Source organism: Amycolatopsis ruanii, assembly GCF_003385175.1.
Taxonomy (GTDB): domain Bacteria; phylum Actinomycetota; class Actinomycetes; order Mycobacteriales; family Pseudonocardiaceae; genus Amycolatopsis_E; species Amycolatopsis_E thermalba.
The window spans coordinates 1-17,569 of record NZ_PQHY01000112.1 but is presented as its reverse complement, the minus strand read 5'-3'; the positions used below and the strand labels follow the sequence as shown (position 1 = coordinate 17,569).

15 protein-coding genes and 1 other RNA gene are annotated in these 17,569 nt (G+C 72.5%); 12 read left to right on the top strand and 4 right to left on the bottom strand.

The features are described 5' to 3' along the window. Positions 1-600: 600 nt before the first annotated feature. Positions 601-1,092 carry an RrF2 family transcriptional regulator gene (locus tag D0D28_RS33405; RefSeq protein WP_094006339.1) on the bottom strand — a complete coding sequence of 164 codons (492 nt, stop codon included), beginning with the start codon at positions 1,090-1,092 and terminating at the stop codon, positions 601-603. A 55-nt stretch (positions 1,093-1,147) separates the two neighbouring features. Between D0D28_RS33405 and D0D28_RS33400 the strand changes: the two genes are divergently transcribed. The 3 genes from D0D28_RS33400 to D0D28_RS33390 all read left to right on the top strand — a co-directional run bounded on the left by D0D28_RS33400 (position 1,148) and on the right by D0D28_RS33390 (position 3,932). Beyond that, on the top strand, positions 1,148-1,894 hold the full coding sequence (locus D0D28_RS33400) for an SDR family oxidoreductase (RefSeq protein WP_094006338.1): 747 nt from the start codon (positions 1,148-1,150) through the stop codon (positions 1,892-1,894). An 85-nt stretch (positions 1,895-1,979) separates the two neighbouring features. Beyond that, positions 1,980-3,161, top strand: coding sequence for a 4-hydroxybenzoate 3-monooxygenase (gene pobA / locus D0D28_RS33395; RefSeq protein ID WP_116115135.1), 1,182 nt, complete (start codon positions 1,980-1,982; stop codon positions 3,159-3,161). Positions 3,162-3,218: 57 nt separating this feature from the next. After that, positions 3,219-3,932, top strand: coding sequence for a Clp protease N-terminal domain-containing protein (locus tag D0D28_RS33390; protein WP_116115133.1), 714 nt, complete (start codon positions 3,219-3,221; stop codon positions 3,930-3,932). A 32-nt stretch (positions 3,933-3,964) separates the two neighbouring features. Here the strand turns inward: D0D28_RS33390 and gndA are convergent, their stop codons facing one another. Further along, positions 3,965-5,404, bottom strand: a complete 1,440-nt coding sequence (gene gndA, locus D0D28_RS33385) for an NADP-dependent phosphogluconate dehydrogenase (protein ID WP_116115131.1) — start codon at positions 5,402-5,404, stop codon at positions 3,965-3,967. Positions 5,405-5,621: 217 nt separating this feature from the next. Here gndA and D0D28_RS33380 point away from each other — a divergent pair, with 217 nt between their 5' ends. Together D0D28_RS33380 and D0D28_RS33375 are read left to right on the top strand one after the other, a co-directional pair. Continuing rightward, positions 5,622-6,479: a helix-turn-helix domain-containing protein gene (locus tag D0D28_RS33380; RefSeq protein ID WP_116115129.1), complete on the top strand. Its 858-nt coding sequence runs from the start codon at positions 5,622-5,624 to the stop codon at positions 6,477-6,479. Positions 6,480-6,513: 34 nt separating this feature from the next. Next, complete coding sequence (locus D0D28_RS33375) at positions 6,514-7,356, top strand: SAM-dependent methyltransferase (RefSeq protein ID WP_233157330.1); 843 nt, start codon at positions 6,514-6,516, stop codon at positions 7,354-7,356. A gap of 260 nt (positions 7,357-7,616) precedes the next feature. On the opposite strand, the gene D0D28_RS33370 is transcribed toward D0D28_RS33375, so the two are convergent. Continuing rightward, positions 7,617-8,045 (bottom strand): hypothetical protein, encoded by a 429-nt coding sequence (locus D0D28_RS33370; protein WP_116115127.1) that lies wholly within the window; start codon positions 8,043-8,045, stop codon positions 7,617-7,619. A 620-nt stretch (positions 8,046-8,665) separates the two neighbouring features. Here D0D28_RS33370 and D0D28_RS33360 point away from each other — a divergent pair. Beyond that, positions 8,666-8,917, top strand: a complete 252-nt coding sequence (locus D0D28_RS33360; RefSeq protein WP_094006333.1) for a DUF397 domain-containing protein — start codon at positions 8,666-8,668, stop codon at positions 8,915-8,917. A gap of 79 nt (positions 8,918-8,996) precedes the next feature. Here D0D28_RS33360 and D0D28_RS33355 read toward each other — a convergent pair whose 3' ends face one another. Continuing rightward, positions 8,997-9,569 carry a hypothetical protein gene (locus tag D0D28_RS33355; RefSeq protein ID WP_116115125.1) on the bottom strand — a complete coding sequence of 191 codons (573 nt, stop codon included), beginning with the start codon at positions 9,567-9,569 and terminating at the stop codon, positions 8,997-8,999. A 177-nt stretch (positions 9,570-9,746) separates the two neighbouring features. On the opposite strand from D0D28_RS33355, the gene D0D28_RS33350 reads away from it, so the two are divergent. From D0D28_RS33350 to D0D28_RS33325, 6 genes are all read left to right on the top strand, one after another. Continuing rightward, on the top strand, positions 9,747-10,496 hold the full coding sequence (locus D0D28_RS33350) for a response regulator transcription factor (protein WP_116115123.1): 750 nt from the start codon (positions 9,747-9,749) through the stop codon (positions 10,494-10,496). After that, a complete protein-coding gene (locus D0D28_RS33345; protein ID WP_116115121.1) occupies positions 10,474-11,970 on the top strand; it encodes a sensor histidine kinase in 1,497 nt (498 codons plus the stop codon). The genes D0D28_RS33350 and D0D28_RS33345 overlap by 23 nt, the downstream gene beginning before the upstream one ends. A 79-nt stretch (positions 11,971-12,049) precedes the next feature. Further along, entirely contained in the window at positions 12,050-13,285 is a 1,236-nt protein-coding gene (locus D0D28_RS33340) for a bifunctional glycosyltransferase family 2/GtrA family protein (RefSeq protein ID WP_116115137.1), read from the top strand. Between the two features lie 15 nt (positions 13,286-13,300). Next, positions 13,301-15,148 (top strand): ArnT family glycosyltransferase, encoded by a 1,848-nt coding sequence (locus D0D28_RS33335; protein WP_116115119.1) that lies wholly within the window; start codon positions 13,301-13,303, stop codon positions 15,146-15,148. A gap of 8 nt (positions 15,149-15,156) precedes the next feature. Continuing rightward, positions 15,157-15,253: signal recognition particle sRNA small type (gene ffs / locus D0D28_RS33330), an RNA gene on the top strand. 466 nt (positions 15,254-15,719) lie between these two features. Next, positions 15,720-17,569: DNA polymerase III subunit gamma and tau (locus D0D28_RS33325; protein WP_116115117.1), on the top strand; the 1,850-nt coding region annotated here is incomplete at its 3' end.

The window sequence follows — 17,569 nt, the reverse complement described above, 5'->3', positions numbered from 1 at the left end:
TGGGGGGGTGGTGCGGGTGAGGCTGGGGGCGGGTGGGGGGGGCGGTGCGGCGGCGGTGTGCCGGGGGCCGGGGGCGGCTGGGCGGGGCTGCGCGGCGGGGTGGGCGGGGTCCGTCTGTGGGGGCTGGGCGGGAGCTGGGTGCCGGTGCGGCCGCGGCTCAGGTCGCTCGGTGGGCGGGGGCAGTGGCCGGTGCCCGGGCGTTGCGGCCGTCGTGGAGTCGGCGGGGCGAGGGCCGGTTCAGCGGCGGAGAGCCGGACGCTTGGCCGGGGGTGGTTCGACGGCGCTTCGCGCCGGGTGGTGGCTGAGCCGGCGCCGGGTGCGAGACCGGCTCAGCGGCGGTGAGCCAGATGCTGGCCGGGGGTGGCCTGGTGCGCTTCGCGCCGGGTGGTGGCTGGGCCGCTCTGTGGGGGCTGGGTCGGAGCAGCGGCGTCCGGGCGGCGGACCGCGCTGGCGGGCGGCCCAGGTGGCGGGTGCGGGTGCGGCTCAGGTGGGGTGGCGGAGGCCGGTTCGGCGGCGGTGAGCCCGGACGCCGGGGGTGGCCCGGCGGCGCTTCGCGCCGTGCGGCGGCTGGGGACTGGGCCGGAGCCGAGCGGGAACGGCTCAGCTCGTTCGGCGGGCCGGGGTGATCCCCGCCAGCAGGCGCCGCGTCCGGGCCGGGGCCCACTCCGGCAACTCGGCGAGGATGTCGCCCAGGGACTCGGCCTTCAGGCTCTCCCGCCAGGCCTCGTGGGCGCTCGCCATCTTCGCCGCCAGGATGCACGTGTCGCGGCAGTTTTCCGGCGCCAGGGCGCCCCGGCCCTGCTGCCGGATCTCCCGGCACTCGTACGGCGCGGACGCCCCGTCGACCGCCTCGACGATCTCCAGCAGTGTGATCTCCGCCGCGGGCCGGGCCAGCCGGAAGCCACCGCGGGGGCCGGTCGTCGCGGTCAGCACGCCGGCCCGGACCAGCGCCTTCAGCTGCTTCGCGAGGTAGGGCGCCGGCAGGTCGAAGTACTCCGCGAGCTGCGCCGTCGAGGCGGTGCGGCCCGGTTCGAGCTGCGCCAGCGTCGTCGCGCAGTGCAGGACCCACTCCGTGCTCGATGGCAGCTTCACGCGACCAGTGTATCTCCGATATTGTGGACCCATTAAGTCCACAAAAGGAGAGAGCATGCGCATCGCAGTCGCCGGGGCCACCGGCAACATCGGGAGCCGCACCGTCGCCGTCCTCGAGCGGGACGGGCACGAGGTCGTCCGGATCAGCCGTGCCACCGGCGTCGACATCGCCACCGGCGTGGGCCTGGACGAGGCGCTGACCGGCGTCGGCGCGGTCGTCGACGCCCTGAGCGCGCCGCCGATGGACAGAGACGAAACCGTGGCGTACTTCGGCGGCACCACCCGGAACCTGCTGGCCGCCGAGGAACGCGCCGGGGTGCGGCACCACGTGCTGCTGTCGATCCTGAACGTCGACCGGGTCGAGGGCAACGCGCACTACGCCGGCAAGCGCGAGCAGGAACGGCTCGTGGCCGAGGGGCCGGTGCCGTGGTCGATCGTCCGCGCCGCGCAGTTCCACGACTTCGCCGAGATGGTCGCCGGCTGGGGCGAGCGCGACGGCGTCGTGACGATCGCGCCGCTGCTGGTCCAGCCGGTCGCCCCGGACGACGTCGCTGCCGTGCTCGCCGAGATCGCCGCCGCCGAACCCCGCACCGACCGGCTCGACCTCGCCGGCCCCGAGCCGCAGGACCTCGTCGACATGGCGCGCCGCACCTACGAGGCCCGCGGCCGGTCGGCGACGTTCGCGCCGACCTGGTCCGGGCTGTTCGGCCCGGAGATGGCCGGCGAGGTGATGCTCGCCGGTGACGGCGCCCGCCTCGCACCCACCACGTTCGACGAGTGGCTCGCCGAGCAGCGGCGATGAGCTTCCACTGAATGGAAGTCATGCTGGCCTCGGGCCCGGCCCGACCGCATCCTGGGTGCCGGAACAGCGAAGTTTGGAGGTCGCAGTGACGCGCACACAGGTCGGGATCATCGGCGCCGGGCCGGCAGGTCTGCTGTTGTCGTACCTGCTGCACGCCGAGGGTGTCGACGCCGTGGTCCTCGAGACGCGCAGCCGCGCCTACGTGGAGAAGCGGGTGCGCGCCGGGGTCTGCGAGCACCCGACGGTCGAGCTGCTGCGGGAGATCGGCGTCGGCACGCGGATGGACGCCGAAGGCCTGCCGCACCACGGGTTCTCGCTGCGGTTCGACGGTCAGGACCACCGCATCGCGCTCACCGAGCTGACCGGCAAGTCGATCACCGTGTACGGGCAGCAGGAGATCGTCAAGGACCTGATCGCCGCGCACGAGGCCAAGGGCTACCCGATCCACTTCGAGGTCACCGACGTCGAGCTGCACGACGTGGACACCGAAAACCCGCGCGTCACCTACCGCGACGCCGACGGGGTGGCGCGAACGCTGGAGTGCGACGCGATCGCCGGCTGCGACGGCTTCCACGGCGTCAGCCGCCCGACGATCCCCGCGGACCGGATCACGACGTTCGACCGCGAATACCCGTTCGCGTGGCTGGGCGTGCTGGCGCAGACCCCACCCTCGCACGAGGAGCTGATCTACGCCCACCACGAACGCGGGTTCGCGCTGCACAGCATGCGCTCGCCGGAGATCACGCGGCTCTACCTGCAGGTGCCCAGCGACGAGAAGATCGAGAACTGGTCCGACGACCGCATTTGGTCCGAACTGGACGTCCGGCTCACCACGAACGCGCACGACTTCGTGCTGCGCGAGGGGCCGATCCTGGACAAGGGCATCACGCCGATGCGCAGCTTCGTCACCGAACCCATGCAGTACGGCCGGCTGTTCCTCGCCGGAGACGCCGCGCACATCGTCCCGCCGACCGGCGCCAAGGGCATGAACCTGGCGGTCGCGGACGTCCGCGTGCTGTCCCGTGCGCTGGTGGAGTTGTTGCAGCACAAGCGCGGCGAGCTGGCGGAGTCCTATTCGGACATCTGTCTGCGGCGCGTGTGGCGGGCCGAGCACTTCTCCTGGTACATGACCTCGATGCTGCACGTGGACCCGGCGGCGGACGACTTCGGCCGGCGGCTGCAGCTGTCGCAGCTGCGGTACACGGCGTCCTCCCGCGCCGCGGCGACGAGCATCGCGGAGAACTACGTGGGGCTGCCGTTCGCCTGAAGCCGAATCGTCAACCCTGGGTTGACGTCGCCACGATCGTCAACCTAGGGTTGACGTATGACCAGTTCAGTTCGACTCGACGATTTGATCGAGGCCATCAAGCGGCAGCACCCGGACTCCGATCCCCTCCAGCAGCTCTCCGACGCGGTGCTGCTCGGTGAGCACCTCGGCGACGTCGCCGACCACCTGATCGGCCACTTCGTCGACCAGGCGCGGCGAAGCGGCGCGTCGTGGACGGAGATCGGTGCCAGCATGGGGGTTTCCAAGCAGGCGGCGCAGAAGCGGTTCGTGCCCAAGGAGTTCGACGGCACCGGCCAGGAAGCCTTCACCCGCTTCACCGAACGCGCCCGCCGGGTGATGGTGAACGCCGAGAAGGTCGCCCGCGGCGCGGGCAACGAGCAGATCGAGACCGCGCACATCCTGATCGGCGTGGTCGGCGAGCGGGACGGCCTCGCGGCGAAGGCGTTGGAGAACCTCGGCGTGACGCCGGAAACGGTGGGCGAGCGGGTCAACGCGACCCTGCCGCCGCCCGTGGACGAGCTGCCCACGCACATCCCGTTCAGCCCCGCCGGCCGCAAGGTCATCCAGCTGACCGTGCGGGAAGCCTTGCGGCTGGGGCACAACTACGTCGGCACCGAGCACATCCTGCTCGCCCTGCTCGACCAGGCCGAGGGGCCGGCCTACGACGTGCTCACCGAACTCGGCGTCGCCAAGGGCGCCGTCGAGGAGGAGATCCGCAACATGCTCCGGGCCGTGTACCCGGACGCGTGACGGGCGCCGCGCGGACGCCCGTCACGCGGCGATCAAGCCCCGGCCTCGGGGCGGCCGTCCTCGGCCCAGCGGGTGTGGAACGAGCCCTCCCGGTCGACCCGGCGGTAGGTGTGCGCGCCGAAGAAGTCGCGCTGCCCCTGCACCAGGGCGGCCGGGAGCCGCTCGGCGCGCAGGCCGTCGTAGTAGGCCAGCGCGGTCGAGAAGCCCGGCGTCGGGATGCCCAGCCGCACCGCGGTGGAGATTACCGACCGCCACGCGTCCTGCGCGTCCTCCACGGCCTTGCGGAAGTCGCCCGCGGTGAGCAGCGTCGGCAGGCCCGGCTCGGCGGCGTAGGCGGCCCGGATGTCGTCCAGGAACTTCGCCCGGATGATGCAGCCGCCGCGCCAGATCGCGGCCAGCGCGCCGAGGTCGATGTCCCAGCCGTACTCCGCGCCACCGGCCTGGATCTGGTTGAAGCCCTGCGCGTAGGCGACGATCTTCGACGCGTACAGCGCGCGCTCGACGTCATCGGCGAAGGTCTCCGCCGCCGCGCCGGTCAGCGGGGCGCGCGTCGGGCCGGGCAGGCCGCGGCTGGCCGCGCGCAGGTCCGCGCTGCCGGACAGGGACCGCGCGAACACCGCCTCCGCGATGCCGCTGATCGGCACGCCGAGGTCCAGGCCGATCTGCACGGTCCAGCGGCCGGTGCCCTTCTGCTCGGCCTGGTCGGTCACGATGTCCACGAACGGCTTGCCGGTCGCGGCGTCGGTGTGCGCCAGCACCTCGGCGGTGATCTCGATCAGGTACGAGTCGAGCCGCCCGGTGTTCCAGGTGCGGAACACCTCCGCGATCTGCCCCGGCTCGTACCCGAGCGCGCCGCGCAGCAGGTCGAACGACTCCGCGATCAGCTGCATGTCGGAGTACTCGATGCCGTTGTGCACCATCTTCACGAAGTGACCGGCGCCGTCCGGGCCGATGTGGGTGCAGCACGGGTCGCCGTCGACCTTGGCCGAGATGCTCTCGAACAGCGGCCCGAGCGACTCGTACGACTCCTTCGACCCGCCGGGCATGATGCTCGGCCCGTGCAGCGCGCCCTCCTCGCCGCCGGAGACGCCGGTGCCGACGAAGTGCAGCCCGCGCTCGCGCAGCGCGGCCTCGCGGCGCCGGGTGTCGGCGAAGTGCGCGTTGCCCGCGTCGACGATCACGTCGCCCTCTTCCAGCAGCGGCGCGAACTCCTCGATGACGGCGTCCGTCGGGGCGCCGGCCTTGACCATGATCACCAGCTTGCGCGGCCGCTCGAGCGCGTCCACGAACTCCTGCGCGGAGTAGGTGGGGATGAATTCGCCTTCGTCGCCGAACTGCTCCACCAGGTCGCGAGTGCGCTGTTCCGAGCGGTTGTGCAGGGCGACGGTGTGCCCGTGCCGCGCCAGGTTGCGCGCCAGGTTCCGGCCCATGACGGCCAGGCCCGTGACGCCGATGCTCGCCTTCTTGCTCATGCGCAGCCTTCCCTCTCGAAGCTCTCTCCGCACCCTAGCGCGACGCCTGTTCCCGCAGGTGAACGCGTGAGTAACTAGCGTTGGGCCGCGTTTCCTGCCAAACTCCATCCAGTCATTGCCGCGCTACGGTGCGGCATGGAGTACGGTCGTGGGTTCCACTACCAGGGATGAGGCGGGACGAGGTGCCGTGGAGCGGGTGAGGGCGCGGAACTAGGCAATGGCGAGCACCGTTACTTCCCGTCGCAAGCAACTCGGCAACGAGCTCCGGCACGCGCGGCTGGCCGCGAAGATGACCCAGCAGCAGGTCGCCGAGGTCCTCGGCTGCCCCCAGGGCAAGGTCAACAAGATCGAATCCGGCGCGGTGGGCGTCAAGCTCGGTGACGTGCGCACGATGCTGGAGGCGTTCGGCGTCAACGGTGACGAGTCGGAGGCGCTGATGAGCCTGGCACGCGCGGCGGCGGGGCAGCGGGGTGCGTGGTCCGGCTACCGGTCCGTGGTGCCGCACTGGTTCCGCACGTTCACCGACCTCGAACCGGCCGCCGTGGAGATCATGACCTGGCACGGCGAGCGCATCCCCGGACCGCTGCAGTCCGAGCACTACATGCTCAAGCAGTTCACCGAGTTCGGCGCCACCGACGTGACGTCGCTGGTGCGCAACCGGCTGGACCGCAAGGCGGTCTTCGACCAGCCGCAGCCGCCGTACTACCGGTTCATCATCAGCGAGGCCGCGCTGCACCGCGCGCCCGGCGGCCGGGCGCCCGCGGTGATGCTGGACCAGATCGAGCACCTGCTGGAGCTGGACCGGCGCCAGCGCGTGTACATCCACGTGCTGCCGTTCGGGGCCCGGCTGGCCGCGGTGCCCAACGACTTCACGATCATGCGCTTCCCCGACCGCACCCGGGACTTCGTCTACATCGAACACTCGGCGGGCGGGGTCTACCTGGACGACCAGAAGGACTTCCAGCTGTTCGTCGACGCGTGGGACCGCCTGCGCGGCGCGGCGCTGGAACGGCAGGAGACGCGTGAGTTCCTGAAGAACATGGCCGATCAGTACCGCGTGGCGATGGGGGCCTAGGCTCCGGTCAAGATCAACTTGTCGGGGGTTGAGCGTGACCGAACCGGATCAGGACGGCGTGGACCTGGACCGTCCCAACGCCGTCCGCATGTACGACTACTACCTGGGTGGGACGGGGAACTGGGCGATGGACCGCGCCCTCGGTGACCGCGTGCTGGCCGAGGTCCCGTTCGCGCCGCTGATCGCCCGCGCGAACCTGGAGTTCCTCGAACGCGTCGTGCGGTTCTGCCTGCGCAACGGCGTCGACCAGTTCCTCGACGTCGGCTCCGGCGGGCCGACCGTGGGGACCGTGCACCGGATCGCCCACTCGCTCGACCCGGCCAGCCGCTGCGTGTACGTGGACCGCGAGCACGTCGCCGTCGCCCACGGGCAGTTGATGCTGGAGCGTGAGGGCGACCCCTCGCGGCACGCGATCGTCCGCGCCGACCAGCGGGACCCGGACGCGGTGTGGCGGGCGGCGATGGGCACCGGCGTGCTCGACCGGACGCGGCCGATCGGGTTGATCTTCTGCGCGGCGCTGCACTTCATCCCCAACGACGAGCCCGCGGGCGAGATCGTGGCCGCCTACCGGGCGCGGCTGCCAGTCGGCTCGTACCTGGCGATCTCCCATGCGACGTACGACGACCTCGACGTGCCCGCGGACTACGCGGCGAGCATCCGGGCGGCGTTCGCGTTGTACGAGAAGTCCGGGACGCCCGCGTTCTCCCGCCGGTACGACGAGATCGCGTCCTTCTTCGGGGACTTCGAGATGGTGGAGCCGGGTGTGGTGTGGCTGCCGCAGTGGCGGCTGGCGGAAGCACCGTCCCCGGTGACGCAGAACTTCGTGGCGCGCCCGTCGATGTCGATCGGCTGGTGCGGGGTGGGCCGCAAGCGCTGAGTCAGGGCTGTTCGTCGAGGAATGCGGGGATCGTCGCGAACTCGGCCGGGTGGCGTAGGTGCTCGGGTGGCCGGCCGTTGGCTGCGGGGGTGCGGCCCGCTAGGTCCGTGGGCGGGGCAGCGCCAGTTCCGCGCTGTGGCGCCACGCGTGCCAGTGCCGCCGGAACGAGCGCGGCAGCAGTGTCCACCTGCGACGGCCACGGTGTGCGGCCGCCGGCTCGCTCCGGTGGGGCGTGGTCGGGTCGGTCAGGATGCGGACGGTCATCTCCGTCCCCCTTCCAGTCGCGGCCGGGGGTTCCGGCAGACGCCGACGAGACAGCGCTCGCACGGCATGCCGGCGCCCAGGGGCAGCCATTCGATCTCCGGTAGCCGGAGGCGCGCGCCGCAACCGGCGGTCATCGCGCCGCGCAGGACCGTGCCGGGTTCCAGCGGGAACAGGTGCGCGCACCGCCGGGATTCGCGCGCGGTGCCGGGCGCCTGCCGCCCGATGACGGTGACCGGGCCGGGCCAGTCCTCGCGCAGGTACCACACCGCGGAGGCGTCGGCGTCCGCGGCGAGCCAGCCGAGCATCCGGGACAGCGCTTCCGCCGGGCTCGCCGCGCGGGCGGCCTCGTCACGCCCGTTGACCTTCCCGACGACGATGAAGGGATCCGGTCGGCGCGTGAGCGCGGGCTGCCCGGTGGCGTCCACTTCGGGGGCTCCCGTGTGGCTGGCGGGGGCGGCCCCGGCGGCGAGGGGATCCGGTCGGCGCGTGAGCGCGGGCTGCCCGGTGGCGTCCAGTTCGGGGGCTTCCGTGTGGCTGGCGGGGGCGGCCCCGGCGGCGAGGGGATCCGGGCGGCGCGTGACCGCAGGCCGCTCAGTGGCGTTCGCGCCGGGGGCTTCCACGCGGGGTGCGGGGGTGGCCACGACGGCGGAGGGATCCGGGCGGCGTGTCGGTGGGCGCGTGGGCTCGTCGCGGCCGTTAGCCACGACGGAATCCGGGCGGCGCGTCAGCGCGGGCTGTTCCGTGGCGTCCGCGCCGGGCGCTTCGGTGCGGCTGGCGGGGGCGGCCACCGAGGAATCCGGTCGGTGCGGCGGCGCAGGGCGTTCCGTCACGTCTCCGAGCACCGTCGAACCTCCCCCAAGGACTGGAACCGGGCCGTGTGATCGACCCGACCGGCAGGAATAATCCTACTCCTGGAATAATCCCGGTGTCGAGTGATCAACATTCACCTCACCCGACTGGACCCACGTGGTTCCAACGAAAGGACCAGGCTCGCCCCTGTTCGCTACGCGACGGGGTGGGACCTCAGGCACGGAGGTAGGGACTGATGCCGGAATACCCGCGACCGGTGGATTACGACCCGCACGACGCGGTGCACCTGTTCGACGAGTCGAAGTGGCAGAAGTCCTTCGCCAGCGAGCCCAACGGCGGCAACTGCGTGGAGGTCAACCTGGCCGCGCCGGGGCTGGTCGGCGTGCGCGACACCAAGCTGGCGAGCAGCCCGGTCTTCGTGTTCGACGCCGGCGAGTGGGCGGCCTTCCTCGAAGGCGTCAAGGCGGGCCAGTTCGACCTGCGCTGACGCCGATTATCGAAACTCGTGTGTTATTCCCCACAGTGCGGCGCTTCCGGGTCGCCGGCCGACCCGGAAGCGCCGGGGCTCACGGCCGGCCGCCACCCGGGCCCTGACCACCAGGAGCCTGGCCGCCCAGGACGCCGCCGGGCCCGCTCTGCTGGGCCGAACCCTCGGTGATCGACGTCGCGGTGGCGGTGTCGCCGGAGACCTTCGCCAGCACCGTCACCGTCGAGCCGGTGGCCAGGTTGCTCGCCTTCTGGGTGGCCGAGTCGATCACGTACGTCTGGGTGTAGTCGTCCTCGCTGCGCACCGTGATCGAGGTGGCGCTCAGCGCGCTGACCTCGCCGGTCTGGAACCGCTCGACCGCGTACCCGCCGCCGGCGGCCACCGTGAAGTCTCCGTGCAGCGCCTCCCGCAGGATCGACGCCGAACCACCCATCTGACCCATCCGGCCGCCACCCGGGAAACCGCCCATGCCGCCCTGCTGGTTCGCCTCGGACGAGGTGCCCGCGTAGATCGCGACCCCGCCGACGGCGGCTATGACGACCGCCACGGCCGCGGCGATCGCGGTCTTCCTGCCGGACCACTTGGGCGCGGGCGGCTGCGGGTCTCCCCACGCGGCGGCAGGTGCCTCGGTGGTCGTCGGCTCCGTGCTCATCGTGTCCCTTTCGCTGTCGGTCGCGGCAGGGGCCACCCCTGCCACCCCACAGGTTCGGCAGGCCAACTGTGCGGAGGCTGTGTACGAGGTGGGCGGACGCTGTGCACGGCGAGCGCTCACAGGAAACACACAGACGGGTCACAGGAAGGACCCACCGGCGCGGCCCAGGATGAGACCATGACCAGCATGAACGCCGCGATGTCCGGCGCGGGCAAGGCCGGCCTCAAGCACCCCGACGGCTCGGCGGTGCGGGTCCTCGTCGTCGACGACGAGGAGACCCTGGCCGAGCTGGTGTCGATGGCCCTGCGCATGGAGGGCTGGGAGACCCGCAGCGCCGGCACCGGCACCGAGGCGGTCCGCGTGGCCCGCGAGTTCCGCCCCGACGCCGTCGTGCTCGACGTCATGCTGCCCGACTTCAGCGGCCTGGAGGTGCTCAGCAAGCTGCGTGCCGAGACGCCGCACCTGCCGGTGCTGTTCCTCACCGCGCGGGACGCGGTGGAGGACCGCATCGCCGGCCTGACCGCGGGCGGCGACGACTACGTGACCAAGCCGTTCAGCCTGGAAGAGGTCGTGCTCCGCCTGCGTGCCCTGCTGCGCCGCTCGCGGGTGGTGGCCGCCACCGAGGGCTCGACCCTGACGGTCGGCGACCTGACCCTGGACGAGGACAGCCGCGAGGTGTTCCGCGGTGGCGACCCGATCTCGCTGACGGCCACCGAATTCGAGCTGTTGCGCTACCTGATGCGCAACCCCAAGCGCGTGCTGTCCAAGGCCCAGATCCTGGACCGGGTGTGGAGCTACGACTTCGGCGGCCAGGCCAACATCGTCGAGCTCTATATTTCCTACCTGCGGAAGAAGATCGACGCGGGCAGGGAGCCGATGATCCACACGCTGCGCGGCGCGGGGTATGTCCTCAAGCCGGCAGGCTGAGCACGCCCGCTCCCGGCGGCTCCTGCCCTCCTCCCTGCGCGGCAAGCTGATCGCGCAGGTCATCGCGCTGCTGGCGCTCGTGTGCCTGGTCGTCGGCCTGGTCACCGAGCTCGCGCTGCGCAGCTTCCTCTACCACCAGCTCGACGACCGGCTCGTCGCGGCGAGCGAGCGGGGCACCCGCCAGCCGCCGCCGGGGTCGTGGAACGGCCCGCCGAACCAGCCGCCGCCGGACTCGCTGCGGGTCCCGGGGCAGGGCATCGGCACGCTGGCCGTCGTCGTGTTCCCGGACGGCGCCGTGCGGGCCGGGGTGCTGCGCGGCGGTTCCACCTCGTCGGACAACCCGTTCCCCAGTGATCCGGTGCCCGCCGAGCAGCTGCGCACGTTGCTCGCGCTGCCCGCCGACGGCGAGCGGCGCAGTGTCGACCTCGGCGATCTCGGCGACTACCGCGTCGTGTCGGTGCGGGCCCCGGACGGCGCGCTGCTGATCACCGGTCTCCCGCTGGCGGAGGTGACCGACACGCTGTGGCGGCTCGGGTTCATCTTCGGCGGGGTCGCGCTCGGCGGCCTGCTCGTCGCGGGCGGGCTCGGCGCGATCACCATCCGGCGCACCATGCGTCCGCTGGACCGGCTCGCCGACACCGCCGCCAAGGTGTCCCAGCTGCAACTCGACCGCGGCGAGGTCGCGTTGTCGATCCGGGTGCAACCGGTCGACACCGACACCCGCACCGAGGTCGGCAAGGTCGGCGCGGCGTTCAACCAGATGCTCGGGCACGTCGGCGCGGCGCTGACCGCGCGGCAGGCCAGCGAAAGCCGGGTGCGGCAGTTCGTCGCCGACGCCAGCCACGAGCTGCGCACGCCGCTCGCGGCCATCCGCGGGTACGCCGAGCTGGCCCGGCGCGGCGGCGACACCGTGCCGCCGGACATCGCATTCGCGTTGGGCCGGGTCGAGTCCGAATCGGCCCGGATGACCACCCTGGTCGAGGACCTGCTGCTGCTCGCGCGCCTGGACTCCGGGCGGCACCGCGTCCACGAGCCGGTCGACTTCTCCCGGATCGTGGCCGACGCGGTGTCCGACGCGACCGTCGCCGGTCCGGACCACCGGTGGCGGCTCGACGTGCCCGCTGACCCGATCACCGTCGCCGGCGACGCCGACCAGCTGCACCAGGTCGTGCTCAACCTGCTCAACAACGCCCGCACTCACACCCCGCCGGACACCGTGGTCACCACGAAACTGTCCACTGAGGACACCGAGGTGGTGCTGCGCGTGACCGACAACGGGCCGGGCATCGCGCCGGAGGTCCTGCCGACGGTGTTCGAGCGGTTCGCCCGCGGCGACACCTCCCGCTCCCGCGCGGCCGGCAGCACCGGGCTGGGCCTGGCGATCGTGGCCGCCGTCGTCGCCGCCCACCGCGGCCGCGTCGGTGTCGAAAGCAGGCCGGGTCACACCGAATTCACGGTGCGTTTTCCCAGGTAAGCCGTTCGGGAGCCGCTCACAGGCTGCGCACAGCTCAGGCACATGATCGCCACAACGCGGCGGGCCACCGTCAGTGTTCATGACGACCTCCGCCGACGCCTCCCCCGCACCTCTGCCGGCCGACCCACCGCAACGGAGCACGTCCCCGGTCCTCGACGTCGTCGTCCCCGTGTACAACGAGGAGACCGACCTCGCGCCCTGCGTGCGCCGCCTGCACGCGTACCTGTCCGACGCACTGCCCTACCCGTTCCGCATCACCGTCGCCGACAACGCGAGCACCGACTCGACGCTGGCTCTCGCGCGGGCGCTCGCCGCCGAACTGCCCGAGGTCGAGGTGCGGCACCTGGACCAGAAGGGCCGCGGCCGGGCGCTCAACGCCGTCTGGTCCGCCTCCGACGCCCAGGTGCTGGCCTACCTGGACGTCGACCTGTCCACGGACCTCGCCGCGCTCCTCCCGCTGGTCGCGCCGCTGATCTCCGGGCACTCCGACCTGGCGATCGGGTCCCGGCTGGCCCGCGGCGCCCGGGTCGTGCGCGGACCGAAACGCGAGTTCATCTCGCGCAGCTACAACCTGATCCTGCGCGGCGCGCTGGCCGCCCGGTTCAGCGACGCGCAGTGCGGCTTCAAGGCCATCCGCGCCGACGTCGCCCGGCAGTTGCTGCCGCTGGTCGAAGACACCGGCTGGTTCTTCGACACCGAGCTGCTCGTCCTCGCGCAGCGCTCCGGCCTGCGCATCCACGAGGTGCCGGTGGACTGGGTCGACGACCCGGACTCGTCGGTCGACATCGTCGCCACCGCCACCGCGGACCTCAAGGGCGTCGCCCGGATGATCCGCGGCTTCGCGCGCGGCACCCTGCCCATCAGCCAGATCCGCGCCCAGCTGGGGAGGCACCCGATCGCCGTCACCGAACCCGGCGTCCCGCCGACACTGGCCAAGCAGCTCGTCCGGTTCGCCGCGATCGGCGTCGGCAGCACCCTGGCCTACCTGGCGCTCTACGTCCTGCTGCGGACCGGGATCGGCGCGCAGGCGGCGAACCTGATCGCGCTGCTGGTCACCGCGGTCGCCAACACCGCGGCCAACCGGCGGTTCACGTTCGGCGTGCGCGGGCCGAAGGGCGCCGGGCGGCACCAGTTCGAGGGCCTGATCGTCTTCGGCCTCGGGCTGGCGCTGACCAGCGGATCGCTGGCGCTGCTGCACGCCGGCGGCGAACCCGGGCGGTTCGCCGAGCTGGTGGTGCTCGTCCTGGCCAACCTGGCCGCGACCGTCCTGCGGTTCCTGCTGTTCCGCAACTGGGTCTTCCGAAAGAACCGATAGGAGAACCGACTCGACATGTCGACTGCGGCTGTTTCCTCCGATCCGGCCCGCCTCGGTCCGGTCCCCGCCGCGGCGCGATCGCGGACCGCCGGCCGGCCACCGTGGGTCCGGTCCTCGGTCGCCGTCCTGCTGGTCGCGACCGCCGCGCTGTACCTGTGGAACCTGAGCGCGTCCGGATACGCCAACGACTTCTACGCGATGGCCGTGGAGGCCGGCACGAAGAACTGGGAGGCGTTGTTCTTCGGGTCGCTGGACCCGGGCAACGTGATCACGGTCGACAAACCGCCCGCGTCGCTGTGGTTGATGGCGTTGTCCGGGCGGCTGCTCGGCTTCTCCAGCTTCAGCATGCTGCTGCCCAACGCGCTGTGCGGCGTGGCGTCGGTGGCCCTGCTGTACGCGGCCGTGCGCCGCACCTCGGGCCCGCTGGCCGGGCTCATCGCGGGCGCGGCGCTGGCGCTGACCCCGGTCGCGGCGCTGATGTTCAAGTTCAACAACCCGGACGCGCTGCTCGTGCTGCTGATGGTGGCCGGCGCCTACTGCACGGTCCGGGCCCTGGACCGGGCGAGCACCGGGTGGCTGCTGCTCGCCGGTGCCGCGCTCGGGTTCGGGTTCCTCACCAAGATGCTGCAGGCGTTCCTGGTGCTGCCCGCGTTCGCGCTGGTGTACCTGGTCGCCGCGCCGGCCGGGCTGGGCAAACGCTTGCTCCAGCTGCTCGGGGCCGGTGTCGCGGTCGTGGTCGCCGCGGGCTGGTGGATCGTGGCGGTCGCGTTGTGGCCCACCGGGTCCCGGCCCTACATCGGCGGGTCGACCGACAACACGCCGCTGGATCTGGCGTTCGGGTACAACGGGCTGGGCCGGATCTTCGGCGGTGCGGGCAACGGTGGCGGCGGTGGTGCCGGTATGAGCGGCAACACCATGTTCGGCGGGGAGACCGGGCTGCTGCGCATGTTCGGCGCGTCGTTCGGGCTGGAGATCTCCTGGCTGCTGCCCGCCGCGCTGATCGCGCTGGTCGCCGGGCTGTGGTTCACCCGGTTCGCGCCGCGGCTGGACCGCACGCGTGCCGCGCTGCTGCTGTGGGGCGGCTGGACGGTCGTCACCGCGCTGGTCTTCAGCTTCATGAGCGGGACGATCCACCCGTACTACACGGTGGCGCTGGCCCCGGGAATCGCCGGCCTGATCGGCATCGGAGCGGTCGAGCTGTGGCGTGGACGGCACAACTTCGCCGCCCGGATCGTGCTGGCGCTGATGCTCGCGGCGACCGGGGTGTGGGACTTCATCCTGCTCGACCGGACGCCGGACTGGCAGCCGTGGCTGCGGTGGGTGCTGCTGGTGCTGACCGCGCTGGTGGTCGCCGGGCTGCTGTTCGGGCTCGACCGTCTCCGGCGGGCGGGGACCGTGCTGGCGGTGGCCGGGGTGATCACGGGCCTGCTCGCGCCGGGGGCGTACGCCGTCGTCACGGCGGGTCAGGGGCACACCGGGTCGATCCCGACGTCCGGGCCGTCCGGCAACTCGATGGGCTTCGGCGACCGGGCAGGCGCGGAGTCGAGCGAGTTGATCGCGCTGCTCCGGCAGACCACGACGAAGTGGTCCGCGGCTTCCAACGGCTCCCAGTCGGCGGCCGGCCTCGCGCTCGGCTCGGACACCGCCGTGATCGCGATCGGCGGCTTCAACGGCGGCGACCCGGCGCCGACGCTGGACGAGTTCAAGCGGTACGTCGCCGACGGGGAGATCACGTACTACGTCTCCGACGGCATGGGCCGAGGCTCCGGCGAGATCGAGCAGTGGGTGACGGAGAACTTCACTGCTCAAACGGTGGGCGGCACGACGGTCTACGACCTGACGACAGCGGCCGCGGCCGGTTGAGTACACTGACGGTGGACCCCCGCGGCGTCCATCCTGTGAACCTCCCCAGGGCCGGAAGGCAGCAAGGATAAGCAGGCTCTGACGGGTGCGGGGGTCCCCTTCGTCAAGGGCTCCCCCTTGCACGAAGGGGACTGCGTCCGCTGTGTTCGTCGGGGGGCGACCCCCCGGACCCCCACGGTGCGAGCTCCTCGCCTTGGCGGGCGCTGGGCGCGTTGGGTGGGGACCAGCGCGTCGGCTTCCTTTCGGGTGCTTTGCTGCCTGTCTCGCCGCCTGCGTGTCGCCGTCTCACCGCTGGGTTGGCTCGCTGCCTGGCTGCTGGGCTGTCTGACTGTCGACCCCGCCTGGGGGCCTCGCCGTCTCGCCGCTGGGCCGACTCGCTGCCTGGCCGCTGGGCTATCTCGGCTCGCGGTCTCGCTGCTGGCTGCCGGTTCGCCTCTGCCTCCTTGCCTCTCTAGCTCGCTCCAGGTGCCCTCGTGGCTTGGGCCTTCGCTCCGCGGCCTTCCTCCCTGGTGTCTCCTTCGGCGCCGTGGGCTGAGCCTGGCTTGTCGGTGGGTGCCGGTACTCTCGCGTCGTGGCTCTGGCTCTCTACCGCAAGTACCGTCCGGCGACCTTCGCCGAGGTCGTCGGGCAGGAGCACGTCACCGAACCGCTGCGCGCCGCCCTCACCGCGGGCCGCATCAACCACGCGTACCTGTTCTCCGGGCCGCGCGGCTGCGGCAAGACCTCCAGCGCGCGCATCATGGCCCGCTCGCTGAACTGCGTCGAAGGCCCGACCCCCGACCCGTGCGGCAAGTGCGACTCGTGCCGTGCGCTGGCGCCCGAGGGGCCGGGCAGCATCGACGTCACCGAACTCGACGCGGCCAGCCACGGTGGTGTCGACGACGCCCGCGAGCTGCGTGACCGCGCCTTCTACGCGCCGGCCGAATCGCGCTACCGGGTGTTCATCATCGACGAGGCGCACATGGTCACCACGCAGGGCTTCAACGCCCTGCTGAAGATCGTCGAAGAGCCGCCAGAGCACCTGATCTTCATCTTCGCCACCACCGAGCCGGACAAGGTGCTGCCCACCATCCGGTCGCGGACCCACCACTACCCGTTCCGGCTGATCCCGCCCAGCGCGATGCGGGACCTGCTGGAGCGCAACGTCGCGGCCGAGGGCATCCACGTCGACCCGGCCGTGTACCCGCTGGTGATCCGCGCGGGCGGCGGTTCGGCGCGCGACACGCAGTCGGTGCTGGACCAGCTGCTGGCCGGCGCGGGCCCGGACGGCGTGACCTACGACCGGGCCATCTCGCTGCTCGGCGTCACCGACTCGGCCCTGATCGACGACATGATCGACGGCTTGGCCGCGGACGATTCGGCCGCGGTGTTCGGCACGGTCGAGCGGCTGGTCGAGGCCGGGCACGAGCCGCGCCGCTTCGCGAGCGACCTGCTCGACCGGCTGCGCGACCTCGTGCTGTTGCGGTCGGTCCCGGACGCGGCGGCGCGCAACCTGGTGTCGGCGCCCGCGGACGAGCTGGACCGCATGACGGCGCAGGCCGAGCGCGCCGGCCTGGCGACGCTGACCCGGTACGCGGAGATCGTGCACAACGGCCTGCTGGAGATGCGGGGCGCGACCGCGCCGCGGCTGCTGCTGGAGCTGCTGTGCGCGCGGATGCTGCTGCCTTCGGCGTCGGAGAGCGAAGCGGCGGTGCTGCAGCGGCTGGAGCGCCTGGAGCGGCGGGTCACGGTGAGCGGCGGGGGAAGCCTGCCGGCCGCCGACGGGCAGGTCGCGGCCGCTCCTGAGCGGTTCCAGCGGCCTTCGCAGCGCGCTGCTCAGGCGCCCGCGCCCCCGGCCGCCGAGGCCGCTCCGGCGGCCGACGGGCCGTCGCGCCCGGCAGCCGAGGCCGCTGCCCGGCCGGCGCCGGAGGCACCGGCGCGCCGGGCCACGGAACCGAACGTCGCGCCGGAGCAGACGGCGCGCCCCGCCGGGGATGCCGCGCCGGAGGCGCCGGTGCGTCGCCCCACCGAGCCGGCGGCTCCAGAGCCTGCTGACGCGGCGCCCGCGCCGGGCGGGATCGATGCGGCCGCGATCCGGCGGGTGTGGCCGGACCTGCTGTCCGCCATCCGCAAGACCAGCCGCAGCACCGAGGCGATGATGATCAACGCCACGGTGCAGAGCGTGGAGGGTTCGCTGGTCGTGCTGGCGCACAGCGCGGAGCCCCTCGCGCGGCGGTTGTCGGAGCCGCGCAACGCGGACTTCATCGCCGGCGCGCTGCACGAGGTGCTCGGCGGAACGTGGCAGGTGCGGTGCGTGCACGGCGGCGGCGGAGGCGGCGGCTCAGCCCGCCGCGACGGCCCGGGCCCGCGCCCGAACCCGCCCCAGCGCGAGGCCCCGCAGCAGCAACAGCGGACCTTCCAGCGCCCGGCTCGGGTGGTGGC